Origin of the sequence: Nonomuraea sp. NPDC059023 (assembly GCF_042740095.1) — a bacterium.
Classification (GTDB): Bacteria; Actinomycetota; Actinomycetes; order Streptosporangiales; family Streptosporangiaceae; genus Nonomuraea.
Map to the genome: position 1 here is coordinate 173863 of NZ_JBHYIO010000025.1, position 15817 is coordinate 189679.

The window sequence follows — 15817 nt, forward strand, 5'->3', positions numbered from 1 at the left end:
GAGGTACGAGGAGCTCCGCGGAGAGAGGGAGGAGAGGTGAGCGACCAATGAGCCCGCGCGTTATGGCTCAGCTCGCGATGGTGATGAACCTCGACAAGTGCATCGGCTGCCACACCTGCTCGGTCACCTGCAAGCAGACGTGGACCAACCGGGCGGGGGTCGAGTACGCCTGGTTCAACAACGTCGAGACCCGCCCCGGCCAGGGCTATCCGCGCGGCTATGAGGACCAGGACCGGTGGCGCGGCGGCTGGGAGGTGGACAACAAGGGCCGGCTGCGGCTGCGGGCGGGCGGCCGGCTACGCAAGCTCCTCGGCATCTTCGCCAACCCGCTCATGCCGAACATCCAGGACTACTACGAACCCTGGACCTACGACTACGAGAACCTCACCCGCGCCCCGCTCGGCGACGACATCCCGGTCGCGCCGCCGCGCTCGCTGATCAGCGGCGAACCCATGGCGATCCGCTGGAGCGCCAACTGGGACGACAATCTCGGCGGCGACCCGTCGGAAGACCCGATCCTGCGCAGGGTCGGCGACCAGGTGAAGCTGGAGTTCGAGCAGGCGTTCATGTTCTACCTGCCGCGCATCTGCGAGCACTGCCTGAACCCGTCCTGCGTCGCCTCCTGCCCCTCCGGCGCCCTCTACAAGCGCGAGGAGGACGGCATCGTCCTGGTGGACCAGGACCGCTGCAGGGGCTGGCGGATGTGCGTGACCGGCTGCCCGTACAAGAAGATCTACTTCAACCACCGCACCGGCAAGGCCGAGAAGTGCACGTTCTGCTACCCCAGGGTGGAGGTCGGGCTGCCGACCGTGTGCTCGGAGACGTGCGTCGGCCGCCTGCGCTACCTGGGCGTCATGCTCTACGACGCCGACCGGGTGGGCGAGGTGGCGAGCATCACCGACGACAAGGAGCTGTACGAGGCGCAGCTGTCGCTCTTCGTCGACCCTGACGACCCGGCCGTTGCCGCCTCCGGGCTGCCCGACGACTGGATCGAGGCGGCCCGCCGCTCGCCCGTGCACGACCTGATCATGCGATACCGGGTCGCGCTGCCGCTGCACCCGGAGTACCGCACGCTGCCGATGGTCTGGTACGTGCCGCCGCTTTCGCCCGTCGTGGACGCGCTGGCCGGCTCCGGGCACGACGGCGAGGACGCCGGCAACCTGTTCGCCGCCGTCGAGGCGCTGCGCATCCCGGTGGAGTACCTGGCCGAGCTGTTCACCGCCGGCGACCCGGTGCCGGTGACGGCGGCGCTGCGGCGGCTGGCGGCCATGCGCTCGTACATGCGCGCCGTCAACCTGGGCGAGGAGCCCGAGCTGCCGCACTCGGGGCTGTCGGCCGAGGACATCCACGACATGTACCGGCTACTGGCCCTGGCCCGCTACGACGAGCGCTACGTCATCCCGTCCGCCTACTCCAAGACGCCCGGGGCCGTGGAGGAGATCGGCTGCAGCCTCGACTACGACGGCGGGCCCGGGATGGCGGGGCCGTTCGGGGAGGGCTCGGGCCGGCCGGTGCCGGTGTCGATCGAGAGCTTCCACGGGCTGAAGCAGCGCCAGACCGGCGAGGAGACCACTCGCGAGCGGGTCAACCTCCTCAACTGGGACGGCAGGGGCAAACCCGCCGGCCTGTTCCCGCCGAAGAGGGGCGAGGCATCATGAACAAGGCTGTGACCTGGCAGGCCGCCGCACACCTGCTGGCCTACCCCGACGAGCGGTTCTGGGGACGGCTGCCGCTGATCGAGCGGGCCGCCGCGCCGTACTTCCCCGGGTTCGCCGCCGCCATTCACGCCATGGGGCCGGGCGAGCTGGCCGCGCACTACGTCGACATGTTCGACCTCAAACGGCGCTGCTGCCTCTATCTCACCTATTACGCCGACGGCGACACACGGCGGCGCGGCGAGTCGCTGGCCGCGCTCAAGGGGCGCTACCGGGCCGCCGGGTGGGAGCTGATGGACGACGAGCTGCCGGACTTCCTGCCGGTGATGCTGGAGTTCGCCGCCCTGGACGCCGCCGGGGCCGCGCTGCTGGCCGAGCACCGGGTGGGGATCGAGCTGCTGCGTTCGGCGCTGGACGGGTACGGCTCGCCGTACACGATCGTGCTGGACGGCGTGCGCGGCGCCCTGCCGGAGCCGACCGCGGAACAGCGGGCGGCGGCGGCCCGGCTGGCGCAGGACGGCCCGCCCGCCGAGTCCGTGGGGGTGTACCGGTGAACTACGGCGAGACGTTCTTCTGGGTGATCGCGCCCTACGTGACGCTGGTGGTCCTGATCGGCGGGCTGCTCTGGCGCTACCGCTACGACAAGTTCGGCTGGACGACCCGCTCGTCGCAGCTCTACGAGTCGCGCCTGCTGCGGATCGCCTCGCCGCTGTTCCACTACGGGCTGGTGTTCGTGATCGCCGGGCATGTGATCGGCCTGTTCGTCCCGGCCTCGTGGACGGAGGCGATCGGCCTGTCCGACCACGCCTACCACCTGCTGGCCCGCGTCTTCGGCGGCCTCGCCGGCCTGGCCGTGCTCACCGGGCTGGCCCTGCTCATCTACCGCAGGCGGCGCAACGGCCCGGTCTTCCGCGCCACTACCGTCAACGACAAGGTCATGTACGTCGCGCTCGCGCTGGCCGTGGTGGCCGGGCTGGTGGCCACGCTGACCGGGGCGGAGTACCGCGACTCGGTCTCGCCGTGGTTCCGCAGCGTCTTCGTGTTCCGTCCGGACGCCGAGGCGATGGCCGAGGCGACCATCTTCTTCAAGCTGCACGTCATCGCCGGGATGGTGATGATCGGGCTGTTCCCGTTCACCCGTCTCGTGCACGCGCTGTCGGCACCCGTCGGGTACTTGTTCCGCCCATACATCGTCTACCGGAGCCGACTACGCCAGAATCAATCCCTGTGAGGCATGGCTACACCAACAGCACCTTCGGCGACGGCGCTCTGGTCGTGAAGTGTTATCTGGGTCCGGGCGCCGCGGAACGGCTGGAAACCGAGCGGAAGATGTTGCGCCGCCTGCGCGGCCGGGTGCCCGTGCCCGCCGTGCAGGCGGTCAGCGACACCAGCCTGACCACCCGGTTCGTCGCGGGCATCCATGGTCAGGATCTCCTCGACGAAGGGCTGGCCAAGGAGGTCATGACCGCCTGCGGGCGGACGCTGGCCGCCATCCACGCCATGCCCGCGGCCCGGGGCCGCGTCCTGGTCCACGGCGACTACGGCCCCAACAACCTGATCATCGATCCGATGACGCACGAGACCGCGGCGGTGCTCGACTGGGAGTGGGCCCACCGCGGCGAACCGGTCGAGGACCTGGCGTGGTGTGAGTGGATCATCAGGACCCACCATCCCGAGCACGAGCAGGCGCTGCCGTACTTCTTCGAGGCCTACGGCGGGCCGGTGCCCGAGTGGCCGGAGCGGCACGCGGCGATGCTGGAGCGCTGCCGCGCGCTGCTGGCCTTCGCCGCCGAATGGGGGCCGGAGGGCGAGGAGCTCTGGCGGGAGCGGGTCGCGGCGACGGCCGCCTTCACCGGCTGAGCGCGGAGATCTTCTCCCGAGCCAGGCGGACGCCCCTGGCGTGCTTCCAGCCGATGGCCGCGGTCACCTCGTCGCCGTTCTCCGCCAGAGCGACCCAGCGGTCGGCGCCGGGTTCGCCCTCGATCCACCGGATCCGGTCGTCTTGGCCGATCCGGCCGTGGATCTGGAGCTTCACGTCGTACTGGTCGGTCCAGAAGTAGGGGATCGAGGAGAACGGCCGCTCGTCGCCGAGGATGTTGCCCGCGACGGCCAGGGCCTGTTCCGTGGCGTTCGTCCGGCTCTCCACGCGGCCCGTCGGGAAGCGGGCCACGTCGCCGACCGCGTAGACGCCGGGGGCCACCTCACCGTAGGCGTCGCAGGTGACGCCGTCGCTCAGGTCCAGGCCGCTGCCGGTGAGCCAGCCGGTGGCCGGAACCGCGCCCGCGGTGACGATCACCAGGTCGGCGGGGATCTTCTCGCCTCCGGTCAGTTCCAGGCCGTCGGTGCGGCCGGCCGTACCAGTGAAGGCGTTGACCTCGGTGCCGACCCGCACGTCCACGCCGTGCCGGCGGTGTGTGCGCGCGACGAGCGCGCCGAGCCTGGCGCCCAGGTGGCGGGCCATGAGGACCGACGCGGGCTCGACCAGCGTCACCTCCAGGCCGAGCGTGCGCGCGGCGGCGGCGACCTCGCACCCCAGCACGCCCGCGCCGACCACCGCCACCCGCCCGGCGTCCTTCAGCTCCCCGCGCAGCGCGAGCGCGTCGTCGAGCGTGCGCAAGGTGTGCAGCCCGTCCAGGACGGGCTGGCCGGGCAGCCGCCGCGGCCTCAGCCCGGTCGCGATCACCAACCGGTCGTACGGCAGCCGCCGCCCGTCGTCCAGCCCCACCACCCGTTCACCCCGATCCAGGTGTACGGCCCGCCGCCCGAGCACCCACTCCACGTCCAGCCCGTCGAACGCGTCCCGGCCGAGCAACCGGGTGCGCTCGGCCGGCCAGGACTCGGTGAGGACCTGTTTGGACAGCGGCGGACGATCATAGGGCAGGTGGCGCTCCTCCCCCACGAGCGTGATCGTGCCGTCGAACCCCCTGCGCCGCAGCACCTCGGCCACGGTCAGCCCACCGATCGAGGCGCCCACGATGACCACGTTCAATGCCGTCCCCCAACTAAGCGAACACTGTCGTCACAAAGTGTACATCGTGCACACAGGGGCGTGAAAAAGGCCGCACCCCCCTCCGGCGTGCGGCCTTCTCCCGGACCGCTACCTGCTGGCCTTCAGGTACTCGGTGTTCATCTGGGCGATGGTGTCCAGCGGGATCCCCTTCGGGCAGACCGCCGTGCACTCGCCGGTGTTGGTGCAGCCGCCGAAGCCCTCGGCGTCCATCTGGTCCACCATCGCCTTGGCGCGGCTGAGGCGCTCGGGCTGGCCCTGCGGGAGCAGCGACAGGTGGGTGATCTTCGCCGCGGTGAACAGCGACGCCGAGCCGTTCGGGCAGGCCGCCACGCAGGCGCCGCAGCCGATGCAGGTGGCGGCGTCGAAGGCGTCGTCGGCGTCCTCCTTGCGGACCGGGACCGCGTGCGCGTCCGGCGCGGAGCCGGCCGGGACCGAGACGAACCCGCCCGCCTGGATGATGCGGTCGAAGGCGCTGCGGTCCACGACCAGGTCCTTGATGACCGGGAAGGGAGCGGCCCGCCACGGCTCGATGGTGATCTCGGCGCCGTCCTCGAAGTGGCGCATGTGGAGCTGGCACGTCGTCGTGGCGCGCTGCTCGCCGTGGGCCACGCCGTTGATGACCATGCCGCACATGCCGCAGATGCCCTCGCGGCAGTCGTGGTCGAAGGCGATCGGGTCGTCGCCCTCCAGGATCAGCTTTTCGTTGACGACGTCGAGCATCTCCAGGAAGGACATGTCCGGGGAGACGTCCTTGGCCAGGTAGGTGACCATGCGCCCGGCGTCGTCCGGGCCGCTCTGCCGCCATACCTTGAGGGTGAGATCCATTTTACTTGTAGCTCCGCTGGCTCATCTTGACGTAGTCGTACTCGAGCGCTTCCTTGTGCAGCACCGGGCCGTCGGGGGTGCGCTCCCAGGCCGAGACGTGCGCGAAGTGGTCGTCGTCGCGCAGCGCCTCGCCGTCGGCGTCCTGCGACTCGGCGCGGAAGTGGCCGCCGCAGGACTCGGTGCGTACCAGCGCGTCCAGGCACATCAGCTCGGCCAGGTCGAAGAAGTCGGCCACCCGGCCGGCCTTCTCCAGCACCTGGTTGAGCTCCTCCGGCGTGCCGCTGACCTTGACGTTGCGCCAGAACTCCGCGCGCAGGGCCGGGATCAGGTCCAGGGCCTTGCGCAGCGACTCGTCGGTGCGCTCCATGCCGCAGTAGTCCCACATGATCTTGCCGAGCTCGCGGTGGAAGGAGTCCGGCGTGCGGGTGCCGTTGACGGCCATCAGGCGGTCGATCTTGGTGCGTACCTTGATCTCGGCCTCGGCGACGGCCTCCTCGTCGACCTCGCCGTACGGGCCGTTGGCCAGGTAGTCGCCCAGCGTGGTCGGCAGCACGAAGTAGCCGTCGGCCAGGCCCTGCATCAGCGCCGACGCGCCCAGGCGGTTGGCGCCGTGGTCGGAGAAGTTGGCCTCGCCGATCACGAACAGGCCCGGGACCGTGGACTGCAGGTCGTAGTCCACCCACAGGCCGCCCATCGTGTAGTGCACGGCGGGGTAGATGCGCATCGGCTGGGTGTAGGGGTCCTCGCCGGTGATGCGCTCGTACATCTCGAAGAGGTTGCCGTACTTCTTCTCGACGGCGTCGCGGCCGAGGCGGGCGATCGCGTCGCGGAAGTCGAGGTAGACGCCCAGGCCGCCGGGGCCGACGCCGCGGCCCTCGTCGCAGACGTTCTTGGCCGCGCGCGAGGCGATGTCACGCGGCACCAGGTTGCCGAAGGCCGGGTAGATGCGCTCCAGGTAGTAGTCGCGCTCCTCGTCCGGGATGTCGCCGGCGGCGCGCTGGTCGCCGGCGGCCACCGGTACCCACACCCGGCCGTCGTTGCGCAGGGACTCCGACATCAGCGTCAGCTTCGACTGGTACTCGCCGGAGACCGGGATGCAGGTCGGGTGGATCTGCGTGTAGCACGGGTTGGCGAAGTACGCGCCGCGCTCGTGTGCCCGCCAGATGGCCGTGGTGTTGCAGCCCTTGGCGTTGGTGGACAGGAAGAAGACGTTGCCGTAGCCGCCGGTGGCCAGCACGACCGCGTCGGCCGTGTGCCGCTCGATCTCGCCGGTGACCATGTCACGCACGATGATGCCGCGCGCCCGGCCGTCGGAGACGATCAGCTCCAGCATCTCGTGCCGGGTGAACATCTCGACGGTGCCGGCCTTCACCTGCCGCTCCAGCGCCTGGTAGGCGCCCAGCAGGAGCTGCTGGCCCGTCTGGCCGCGGGCGTAGAAGGTCCGCGAGACCTGCGCGCCGCCGAAGGAGCGGGTGTCGAGCAGGCCGCCGTACTCGCGGGCGAACGGCACGCCCTGGGCCACGGCCTGGTCGATGATGTTCACCGAAACCTCGGCCAGGCGGTAGACGTTCGACTCCCGGGCGCGGAAGTCTCCGCCCTTGACGGTGTCGTAGAAGAGCCGGTAGATCGAGTCGCCGTCGCCGCGGTAGTTCTTCGCCGCGTTGATGCCGCCCTGGGCGGCGATCGAGTGCGCCCGCCGGGGCGAGTCCTGGTAGCAGAACGACTTGACGTTGTAGCCCAGCTCGCCGAGGGTCGCGGCGGCCGAGCCGCCGGCCAGGCCGGTGCCGACCACGATGACGTTGAGCTTGCGCTTGTTGGCGGGGTTGACGAGCTTGGCGGCGAACTTCCGCTTGGCCCACCGCTCCTCGATGGGGCCTTCCGGGGCCTTGGCGTCCCGGAGGGCTTCGCCCTCGGTGTATTCGATCACTTGACTACTCCGAACATGATGGCCAGCGGCGGCGCGAGGAACCCGAGCACGAGCACGGCCGAGACCGCGAGCGCGCCCAGCTTCACCACCCGGCGGCGCTCTCCCTTGACCCAGCCCAGCGTCTGGAAGGCCGACCAGATGCCGTGGCGCAGGTGCAGGCCGACCAGGAGGATGGCGATCACGTAGATGGCCGTGACCCACCAGCGGCCGGGCTGGAAGCCCTCGATCATGCGGTCGGCGGGCGCGGAGTTGACCCCGGCGGGGTTGACCACGCCGAAGGTCAGGTCGAGCAGGTGCCAGACGATGTAGAGCGCGATGGTGACGCCGCCCCAGCGCATGATGTGCGTGGCGTACCCGGTGGCCTGCGACTTCTTGGCCACGTACTTCACCGGCCTGGCCTTGCGCGCGCGGCGGGTCAGCGTGATGGCCGCCCACAGGTGCAGGACCACGGCCACGAAGAGGGTGATCTCCAGCAGGGTCACCACGCCCCGGTACGGCAGGAACGGCTGCAGCAACGTCCGCAGCCAGTGCGCGTACTCGTTGAACGAATCCCGGCCGTAGAAGATCTTCAGGTTGCCCAGCATGTGCAGGGCGAGGAAGCCCACCATCACGGCGCCCGTGACGGCCATGATGACTTTCCTGCCGTTCGACGAGCTCAGGAACCCGCGGGACTTCTTGGGCGTTGGCGGAGCAGGGGTCTTCCCGGCTTCCGTCTTGGGGGGACTCACGGGCGCCGTCGCGGCCCCGCGCTCAATCGTGGCAGTCACATCTTGGAACGCTAGGTATCCAGGGATGATCCGTCCAAGTCATCATGGATCTGGTTTCCATAGCCAAGGGCTATGACCCTTGGTTTCGTACGGCTGCCGCAAATTCCACAAAGCACGCGTGCGAGCAAAATCACAGCCCGGCGATAGCCGTAAGCTATGGAGATCATGCAATTGCAGCAGCTCGCCTATTTCGTCGCGGTAGCCGAGACCAGGCACTTCACCCAGGCCGCCGAGAGCGTGCGCGTGGCCCAGCCGTCGCTGAGCAAGCAGATCAAGGCCCTGGAGACCGAACTCGGCGCGCCGCTGTTCTCCCGCGCCCGCGGCAACGTCACGCTCACCCCCGCGGGCGAGGCGCTCCTGCCGCTGGCCCGCCGCATGCTCGCCGACGCCGACACCGCCCGGCAGGAGGTGGCCGAGCTGGCGGGGCTGCGCCGCGGCCGCGTACGGCTGGGCGCCACCCCGTCCCTGTGCGCCGGGCTGCTGGCCGACGCGCTGGCCCGCTTCCACCGCGACTATCCGGGCATCCGGCTCCACGTCGAGGAAGGCGGCTCGCGCGACCTGGTCAGGGCGCTGGCCCGCGGGCAGATCGACCTCTCGCTGATCATCACGCCGCTCCAGCACGACGACCCCTCACTGGTGACCGAGGAGATCCTGCGGGAGAACCTGGTCGTCGTCTCTCCCAGCCACCGGCGGGCCGGGCCGGTGGGTGACGACATGGCGATCCGCCGGCCGTACGTGCGGATCGAGGACCTGCGCGGACGGCCGATGGTGATGTTCCGGCGCGGCTACGACCTGCGCGAGGCCACGCTCGCGGCCTGCCGTCAGGCGGGCTTCGAGCCGCGCTTCGCGGTCGAGGGCGGCGAGATGGACGCGGTGCTGCGGTTCGTGGAGGCGGGTCTCGGCGTGGCCGTGGTGCCGTCGATGGTGCTCGACGGGCGCCCGGGACTGACCGGCACACCGCTGGCGCCACCGGGCCTGAGCCGCACGATCGCGCTGGCCAACCGCAAGGACGTCGAACCGACCCGCGCGGCCCAGGCGTTCCGCGCTACTCTGCGGACATTTCTCGTCGAGGCCGCCCACGAAGGGACGCTTCCACAAGGGGTCGAGCTCATCGCAGAATGAACCAGCGATCGCTACGAGGCAGTGGAGAGGGCAGTGCGTGACGGCTTCACTATCCGAGACCCTCACCCTCGTCCTCATCGAGGACGACGACGGTGATGCCTTCTTGGTCGAGGAGCTGCTCAAGGAGGCGGAGGCACCCCCGCGCATCACCTGGGTACGCAGCCTGGCCGAGGGGCTGCCCAAGCTCACCGCCGACGTGCAGTGCGTGCTCGTCGACCTGTCGCTGCCGGACGCCAGCGGGCTGGAGGCCCTGGAGCAGGTGCTGGCGGCCGCGCCGCAGGCCGCGGTCCTGGTGCTGACCGGGACCAGCGAGGCGCACGTCGGCGTGGCCGCGGTGCAGGCCGGCGCCCAGGACTACCTGGTCAAGCAGGACATCACCGCCCGGCTGCTGGTCCGCTCGATCCGCTACTCCATGGAGCGCAGGCGCACCCAGCGGATGCTGGTCAAGGCGGAGGTGAGCGCCCAGGAGAACGCCCGGCTCGAACGCGGCCTGCTGCCCGTCCCGCTGCTGAACGGCGACACGATCGAGCACACCACCCGCTACCTGCCCGGCAGCCAGGGCGCCCTGCTCGCCGGCGACTTCTACGACACCGTCCAGACACCCGACGGCTCGGTGCACATCGTGGTGGGCGACGTGTGCGGGCACGGCCCCGACGAGGCCGCGCTCGGCGTCGCGCTGCGCATCGCCTGGCGCACGCTGGTGCTGGCCGGGCAGACCGGCGACGTCATGCTGCACGCGATGGACGCGCTGCTCAGGGTCGAGCGCAAGGCGCCGGAGATCTACACCACGCTCTGCACGGCCACCCTCACCCCCGATCTCGCCCACGCGGAGATGCGGATCATCGGCCATCCGCCGCCGGTGCTGATCCGCGACGGCGTGGTCGAGGCCGTCAGCGAGGGCCCGTCGGGGCCGCCACTGGGCATCTTCCGGGACGCGGAATGGCACGCCATCGACGTGCCCCTGGGCCAGGACTGGTCACTCATGCTCTACACCGACGGCCTCATCGAGGCGGCCGTGGAGCAGGACCAGCTTGGCGTCGACGGGCTCGTGGAGCTGGTGCGCGAGCACGGCCACGTCGACCTCGACCGGCTGATCCGGCACGTCGGAACCCTCACCGACGACCTGGCCGTGGTCCTCGTCCAGAGGAGAGCGCCGTGAACCTTCATCCGCTGCCGCCGGCCAAGGAGCCCACCGGCTTCGGCCGGCTGCCCGTGGCCCGCTGGTTCGTCGCCGCCGGCGTCGTCATGGCGCTGGCCTACGCCGCCGGAGTCGGCGTGACGCTGACGATGGTGGACCAGATCCGTACGATCCAGCCGCGCCCCGAGGTCGTGGCCCGGCTGGACCAGCTGAACACCATGCTCATCGTGGTCTTCACCGTCATCCTCGTGGCCGCCGTGGCGCTGACGTTCATGATCCGCTATGCCGTGCTCAAGCCCATGGCCCAGCTCGCCGGACAAGTCCGCGAGGTCGCGGCGGGCGACTTCAACCGCAGGCTGCGGGTCGACCGCCCCGCCGAGCTCGCCGAGCTGGCCTCCCACGTCGACTCGATGCGCGGGCGCATCCTGGAGGGCTGGCGCAGCGCCGAGGAGCAGGCCGACGAACTGCGGCGCTCCAACGGCGAGCTGGAGCAGTTCGCCTACGTGGCCAGCCACGACCTGCAGGAGCCGCTGCGCAAGGTGGCCAGCTTCACGCAAATGCTGGAGCAGAGGTACGGCCCGCAGCTCGACGACCGCGCCAAGCAGTACATCGGCTACGCCGTGGACGGCGCGAAGCGCATGCAGGTCCTCATCAACGACCTGCTCGACTTCTCCCGCGTGGGCCGGGTCCACGGCGAACGTGTGGTCACCGACACCGGCGAGGCCCTGAACACGGCGCTGGAGAACCTGTCGGCGGCCATCGAGGACACCGAGACGGTGGTCACCTCCGACCGCATGCCGAAGGTGGTGGGCAACAGGTCACAGCTGGTCCGCCTGTTCCAGAACCTCGTGGAGAACTCCGTCAGGTTCCGCGCCGACGTCCCCCCGCGCATCCACATCGGCGCGCGACGCACCGACAACGGCATGTGGGAGTTCAGCTGCTCCGACAACGGCATCGGCGTCGAGGCCAAGTACGCTGACCGCATCTTCCTGATCTTCCAGCGCCTGCACGCGCGCGACGTCTACCCGGGCACCGGCATCGGGCTGGCCCTGTGCAGGAAGATCGTGGAGTACCACGGCGGGCTGCTCTGGCTCGACCCCGACGGTGACGGCCCGGGAGCCACGTTCCGCTGGACCCTGCCGGAAGCGGAAGAGGACGCATGATCCCGATCGAAGTGCTGCTGGTCGAGGACGACCAGGGCGACATCCTGCTCACCCGGGAGGCCTTCGAGCTGAACAAGGTCAAGAACCGGCTGCACGTGGTCAACGACGGCGAGCAGGCGCTCGCCTTCCTGCGCCGCGAGGAGGGCTACGCCGACGCGCCCCGCCCGGACCTGGTCCTGCTCGACCTCAACCTGCCGCGCATGGACGGCATGGAGGTGTTGCAGGAGGTGAAGGCGGATGCCGCGTTGCGGTCGATCCCGGTGGTGATCCTGACGACGTCGGAGGCTGAGGAGGACATCATCCGCAGCTACCAGCTCCACGCAAACGCATATGTCACCAAACCGGTAGATTTTGACCAATTTATCCGAGTTGTCCGGCAAATAGACAATTTTTTCGTGACCGTAGTGAAGCTGCCGAACCAAGGACACCGCCTCTGACGTGCGGACGTGACAGGAATCACACAGGGCCATCGAAAAAGTGAGTGACCCTTCTCACAAAACGTGATGCCGTCGTCGTAACGTATCCCCCACCAAATGCGCGCCCGAGCGGAGACGCCGCGCGCTCAGCGACTCGAACCCGGACCCCAGGCGAGCAGGGTCCGCGGGAGGTGGAGAGGTCCGCGATGACCCAGACGACGCCTGAAAGCCCGGTAAGGAGACAGCGCGCGCAGATCAAAGTGCGCACGCTTCGCACCGATAACTGGTGGCTGGCCCCGCTGCTGACCTTTCTCGGGCTCAGCTCATTCCTTGTCTACGGCGTGTGGGCGATCTTCGACGGCAGCTACTACTACGCGCCGAGCGAGTACATAGCCCCGTTTTCGTCGCCGTGTTTTGCGACATCCTGTCCCGAGGGCGCCCGCTTCCTCGGGCTGGCGCCCTTCGGCGACTGGTACACCCTGCCGCCCGGCCTGCTGATCCTGGGCCTGCCCGGCGGTTTCCGGCTCACCTGCTACTACTACCGCAAGTCCTACTACCGCTCGTTCTGGCTTTCGCCGCCGGCGTGCTCGGTGCAGGAGCCACACGGCAAGTACACGGGTGAGACCCGGTTCCCGCTGATCATCCAGAACATCCACCGCTACTTCTTCTACGCGGCGATCGCCATCGGCCTGATCCTGGCCTACGACGCGGTCCTCGCGCTCATCCACACGCCGACCGGGCTCGGCACCTGGATCCTGATCCTCAACGCGGTGCTGATCAACCTGTACACGCTGTCCTGCCACTCGTGCCGGCACATCACCGCCGGCCGCCTGAACCACTTCTCCCGGCACCCGGTGCGCTACAAGGCCTGGACATTCGTCTCGAAGCTCAACGCCAAGCACCAGCCACTCGCGTGGGCCTCGATGTTCTCGGTGATGGGCGCCGACCTCTACGTCAGGCTCGTGGCCAAGGGCATCGTCAACTTCCCGTTCGCATAAGGAAAACCTGTGGAAATCGAGCGTCACGAATACGACGTCGTCGTCATCGGAGCGGGCGGCGCCGGGCTGCGAGCCGCGATCGAGGCCCGGCAGCAGGGCAAGCGCACGGCGATCGTCTGCAAGTCCCTGTTCGGCAAGGCCCACACGGTCATGGCCGAGGGCGGCGCGGCCGCCGCGATGGGCAACGTCAACTCCGACGACAACTGGATGGTGCACTTCCGCGACACCATGCGCGGCGGCAAGTTCCTCAACAACTGGCGGATGGCGGAGCTCCACGCCAAGGAGGCCGCCGACCGCGTCTGGGAGCTGGAGGCCTGGGGCGCGCTGTTCGACCGCACCAAGGACGGCAAGATCAGCCAGCGCAACTTCGGCGGCCACGAGTACCCGCGCCTGGCCCACGTCGGCGACCGCACCGGCCTGGAGCTGATCCGCACGCTGCAGCAGCGCGTCGTCGCCCTGCAGCAGGAGGACCACGAGACCCACGGCGACTACGAGGCCTACATCAAGGTCTTCCAGGAGTGCACGGTCACCCGCCTGCTCAAGGACGGCGACGCCATCTCGGGCGCGTTCGGCTACTGGCGCGAGACCGGCAACCTCATCCTCTTCGACGCGCCCGCGGTCGTCCTGGCCACCGGCGGCATCGGCAAGTCCTACGTCGTCACCTCCAACTCCTGGGAGTACACCGGCGACGGCCACGCCCTGGCCCTGCTGGCCGGCGCCAACCTCATCAACATGGAGTTCATCCAGTTCCACCCGACCGGCATGGTCTGGCCGCCCTCGGTGCGCGGCATCCTGGTCACCGAGTCGGTCCGCGGAGACGGCGGCGTACTGCGCAACTCCGAGGGCAAGCGCTTCATGTTCGACTACATCCCGGACGTCTTCAAGGACAAGTACGCCACCACCGAAGAAGAGGGCGACCGCTGGTACACCGACCAGGCCAACAACCGGCGCCCGCCGGAACTGCTGCCCCGTGACGAGGTGGCCCGCGCCATCAACGCCGAGGTGAAGGCGGGCCGCGGTTCACCCCAGGGCGGCGTCTTCCTCGACGTCTCCACCCGCCTGCCCGCCGAGGAGATCAAGCGGCGGCTGCCGTCGATGCACCACCAGTTCAAGGAGCTGGCCGACGTCGACATCACCGCCGAACCCATGCAGGTCGGCCCCACCTGCCACTACATCATGGGCGGTGTCGAGGTCGACGCCGACACGGGGGCGGCGGCCGTACCCGGGCTGTTCGCGGCCGGCGAGGTCTCCGGCGGCATGCACGGCTCCAACCGCCTCGGCGGCAACTCCCTGTCCGACCTGCTGGTCTTCGGCCGCAGGGCCGGGCTCGGCGCGGCCGAGTACGTCAACTCGCTCCCGGCCCGCCCCGCGGTCGCGCAGGAGTCCGTCGACGCCGCCAAGGCCGAGGCCCTCGCCCCGCTGGAGCGCAGTGGCGAGAACCCCTATGAGGTCCACCACGAGCTCCAGCGGACGATGAACGAACTGGTCGGCATCATCCGCAAGGCCGAGGAGGTCTCCGAGGCGCTGGAGGTCGTGGAGAAGCTCAAGGAGCGCGTCGGACTCGTCGGCGCCGCCGGCTCGCGCATCTACAACCCCGGCTGGCACCTCGCGCTCGACCTGCGCAACATGCTGCTGGTCTCGGAGTGCGTGGCCCGCGCGGCACTGCTGCGCCAGGAGAGCCGCGGCGGCCACACCCGCGACGACTTCCCGGGCATGAACCCCGAATGGCGCCGCAAGCTCCTCGTCTGCGCCACCCCCGACGGCGCGGCCGTCACCGTCGAGGAGAAGGTCCAGCCGCCGATGCGCAAGGACCTGTTCGACCTGTTCGACCTGGGCGAGCTGAAGAAGTACCTCACCGAAGAAGAGCTGGGGAACGCAGAATGAGTTACAAGGCGAAGTTCAAGGTCTGGCGCGGTGAGGGCGGTGAAGGCAAGCTCGAGGACTTCACCGTCGAGGTGAACGAGGGCGAGGTCGTCCTCGACATCATCCACCGTCTCCAGGCCACCCAGGCCCCCGATCTCGCCGTCCGCTGGAACTGCAAGGCCGGCAAGTGCGGCTCGTGTTCCATGGAGATCAACGGCAAGCCGCGCCTGGGCTGCATGACCCGGATGTCCACCTTCGAGGAGGACGAGACGATCACCGTCACCCCGATGCGGACCTTCCCCGTCATCAAGGACCTGGTGACGGACGTCTCGTTCAACTACCAGAAGGCCCGCGAAATCCCCAGCTTCACCCCGCCCGCCGACGTCCGGCCGGGCGAGTACCGCATGAAGCAGGTGGACGTCGAGCGCTCGCAGGAGTTCCGCAAGTGCATCGAGTGCTTCATGTGCAACAACGTCTGCCACGTGATCCGCGACCACGAGGAGAACAAGGCCGCCTTCGCCGGCCCGCGCTTCCTGATGCGGATCGCGGAGCTGGACATGCACCCGTATGACGTGGCGGACCGCCAGGACTCGGCACAGGAGCAGCACGGCCTGGGCTACTGCAACATCACCAAGTGCTGCACCGAGGTCTGCCCGGAACACATCAAGATCACCGACAACGCCCTGATCCCCATGAAGGAACGCGTCGTAGACCGCAAGTACGACCCGCTGGTCTGGCTGGGCAACAAGATCTTCCGCCGCCCGAAGTCCTAATCTCCCACCTCCAAAAGCGCCCGCCGCCACCCCGTGACGGCGGGCGCTTTCCGCGCCTTCAAGCGCCCGCCGCCCCCTGACTGCGGGCGCTTTTCCGCGCCTTCAAGCCGATGATCTGTTTCGGCCAGCCGCCCCCACGCCACCCCCCGCCGCAGGCGCA

General features: G+C 69.3%; 15 protein-coding genes. 11 read left to right on the forward strand and 4 right to left on the reverse strand.

Annotation, left to right across the window (positions count from 1 at the left end; genetic code table 11):
* Nucleotides 1-47: 47 nt before the first annotated feature.
* The 4 genes from narH to ACFWYW_RS36225 are packed head-to-tail and all read left to right on the forward strand — an operon-like array spanning nucleotide 48 to nucleotide 3515.
* On the forward strand, nucleotides 48-1658 hold the full coding sequence (gene narH / locus ACFWYW_RS36210; RefSeq protein WP_379610639.1) for a nitrate reductase subunit beta: 1611 nt from the start codon (nucleotides 48-50) through the stop codon (nucleotides 1656-1658).
* Nucleotides 1655-2209, forward strand: a complete 555-nt coding sequence (gene narJ, locus ACFWYW_RS36215) for a nitrate reductase molybdenum cofactor assembly chaperone (protein WP_379610640.1) — start codon at nucleotides 1655-1657, stop codon at nucleotides 2207-2209. The genes narH and narJ overlap by 4 nt, the downstream gene beginning before the upstream one ends.
* Nucleotides 2206-2886: a respiratory nitrate reductase subunit gamma gene (gene narI / locus ACFWYW_RS36220; protein ID WP_379610641.1), complete on the forward strand. Its 681-nt coding sequence runs from the start codon at nucleotides 2206-2208 to the stop codon at nucleotides 2884-2886. The genes narJ and narI overlap by 4 nt, the downstream gene beginning before the upstream one ends.
* The gene (locus tag ACFWYW_RS36225; protein WP_379610642.1) at nucleotides 2883-3515 is read left to right on the forward strand and encodes a phosphotransferase; all 633 of its coding nucleotides are present in this window, start codon (nucleotides 2883-2885) and stop codon (nucleotides 3513-3515) included. The genes narI and ACFWYW_RS36225 overlap by 4 nt, the downstream gene beginning before the upstream one ends.
* Here ACFWYW_RS36225 and ACFWYW_RS36230 read toward each other — a convergent pair.
* The 4 genes from ACFWYW_RS36230 to ACFWYW_RS36245 all read right to left on the reverse strand — a co-directional run bounded on the left by ACFWYW_RS36230 (nucleotide 3505) and on the right by ACFWYW_RS36245 (nucleotide 8184).
* Entirely contained in the window at nucleotides 3505-4638 is a 1134-nt protein-coding gene (locus tag ACFWYW_RS36230) for an NAD(P)/FAD-dependent oxidoreductase (RefSeq protein WP_379610783.1), read from the reverse strand. The genes ACFWYW_RS36225 and ACFWYW_RS36230 overlap by 11 nt on opposite strands.
* Before the next feature lie 114 nt (nucleotides 4639-4752).
* Nucleotides 4753-5490, reverse strand: coding sequence for a succinate dehydrogenase/fumarate reductase iron-sulfur subunit (locus ACFWYW_RS36235; RefSeq protein WP_379610643.1), 738 nt, complete (start codon nucleotides 5488-5490; stop codon nucleotides 4753-4755).
* A 1-nt stretch (nucleotide 5491) separates the two neighbouring features.
* Entirely contained in the window at nucleotides 5492-7417 is a 1926-nt protein-coding gene (locus ACFWYW_RS36240; RefSeq protein ID WP_379610644.1) for a fumarate reductase/succinate dehydrogenase flavoprotein subunit, read from the reverse strand.
* On the reverse strand, nucleotides 7414-8184 hold the full coding sequence (locus ACFWYW_RS36245; protein ID WP_379610645.1) for a succinate dehydrogenase cytochrome b subunit: 771 nt from the start codon (nucleotides 8182-8184) through the stop codon (nucleotides 7414-7416). The genes ACFWYW_RS36240 and ACFWYW_RS36245 overlap by 4 nt, the downstream gene beginning before the upstream one ends.
* Nucleotides 8185-8349: 165 nt before the next feature.
* Between ACFWYW_RS36245 and ACFWYW_RS36250 the strand changes: the two genes are divergently transcribed.
* The 7 genes from ACFWYW_RS36250 to ACFWYW_RS36280 all read left to right on the forward strand — a co-directional run bounded on the left by ACFWYW_RS36250 (nucleotide 8350) and on the right by ACFWYW_RS36280 (nucleotide 15657).
* On the forward strand, nucleotides 8350-9306 hold the full coding sequence (locus ACFWYW_RS36250; RefSeq protein WP_379610646.1) for a LysR family transcriptional regulator: 957 nt from the start codon (nucleotides 8350-8352) through the stop codon (nucleotides 9304-9306).
* Between the two features lie 37 nt (nucleotides 9307-9343).
* Nucleotides 9344-10465, forward strand: a complete 1122-nt coding sequence (locus ACFWYW_RS36255; RefSeq protein WP_379610647.1) for a PP2C family protein-serine/threonine phosphatase — start codon at nucleotides 9344-9346, stop codon at nucleotides 10463-10465.
* The gene (locus ACFWYW_RS36260) at nucleotides 10462-11607 is read left to right on the forward strand and encodes an ATP-binding protein (protein ID WP_379610648.1); all 1146 of its coding nucleotides are present in this window, start codon (nucleotides 10462-10464) and stop codon (nucleotides 11605-11607) included. Before ACFWYW_RS36255 ends, ACFWYW_RS36260 begins: the two co-directional genes overlap by 4 nt.
* The gene (locus tag ACFWYW_RS36265) at nucleotides 11604-12044 is read left to right on the forward strand and encodes a response regulator (protein WP_379610649.1); all 441 of its coding nucleotides are present in this window, start codon (nucleotides 11604-11606) and stop codon (nucleotides 12042-12044) included. Before ACFWYW_RS36260 ends, ACFWYW_RS36265 begins: the two co-directional genes overlap by 4 nt.
* 185 nt (nucleotides 12045-12229) lie before the next feature.
* Nucleotides 12230-13021 (forward strand): hypothetical protein, encoded by a 792-nt coding sequence (locus ACFWYW_RS36270; RefSeq protein WP_379610650.1) that lies wholly within the window; start codon nucleotides 12230-12232, stop codon nucleotides 13019-13021.
* 9 nt (nucleotides 13022-13030) lie between these two features.
* Nucleotides 13031-14905 carry a fumarate reductase/succinate dehydrogenase flavoprotein subunit gene (locus ACFWYW_RS36275; RefSeq protein WP_379610651.1) on the forward strand — a complete coding sequence of 625 codons (1875 nt, stop codon included), beginning with the start codon at nucleotides 13031-13033 and terminating at the stop codon, nucleotides 14903-14905.
* A complete protein-coding gene (locus tag ACFWYW_RS36280) occupies nucleotides 14902-15657 on the forward strand; it encodes a succinate dehydrogenase/fumarate reductase iron-sulfur subunit (RefSeq protein WP_379610652.1) in 756 nt (251 codons plus the stop codon). Before ACFWYW_RS36275 ends, ACFWYW_RS36280 begins: the two co-directional genes overlap by 4 nt.
* The last annotated feature ends 160 nt before the right edge of the window (nucleotides 15658-15817 follow it).

What these genes read in the sequence shown, in the direction of transcription:
- narH (WP_379610639.1), top strand. Translation starts at nt 48, where the DNA reads ATGAGCCCGCGCGTTATGGCTCAGCTCGCGATGGTGATGAACCTCGAC.
- narJ (WP_379610640.1), top strand. Translation starts at nt 1,655, where the DNA reads ATGAACAAGGCTGTGACCTGGCAGGCCGCCGCACACCTGCTGGCCTAC.
- ACFWYW_RS36235 (WP_379610643.1), bottom strand. Translation starts at nt 5,490, where the DNA reads ATGGATCTCACCCTCAAGGTATGGCGGCAGAGCGGCCCGGACGACGCC.
- ACFWYW_RS36250 (WP_379610646.1), top strand. Translation starts at nt 8,350, where the DNA reads ATGCAATTGCAGCAGCTCGCCTATTTCGTCGCGGTAGCCGAGACCAGG.
- ACFWYW_RS36265 (WP_379610649.1), top strand. Translation starts at nt 11,604, where the DNA reads ATGATCCCGATCGAAGTGCTGCTGGTCGAGGACGACCAGGGCGACATC.
- ACFWYW_RS36270 (WP_379610650.1), top strand. Translation starts at nt 12,230, where the DNA reads ATGACCCAGACGACGCCTGAAAGCCCGGTAAGGAGACAGCGCGCGCAG.
- ACFWYW_RS36280 (WP_379610652.1), top strand. Translation starts at nt 14,902, where the DNA reads ATGAGTTACAAGGCGAAGTTCAAGGTCTGGCGCGGTGAGGGCGGTGAA.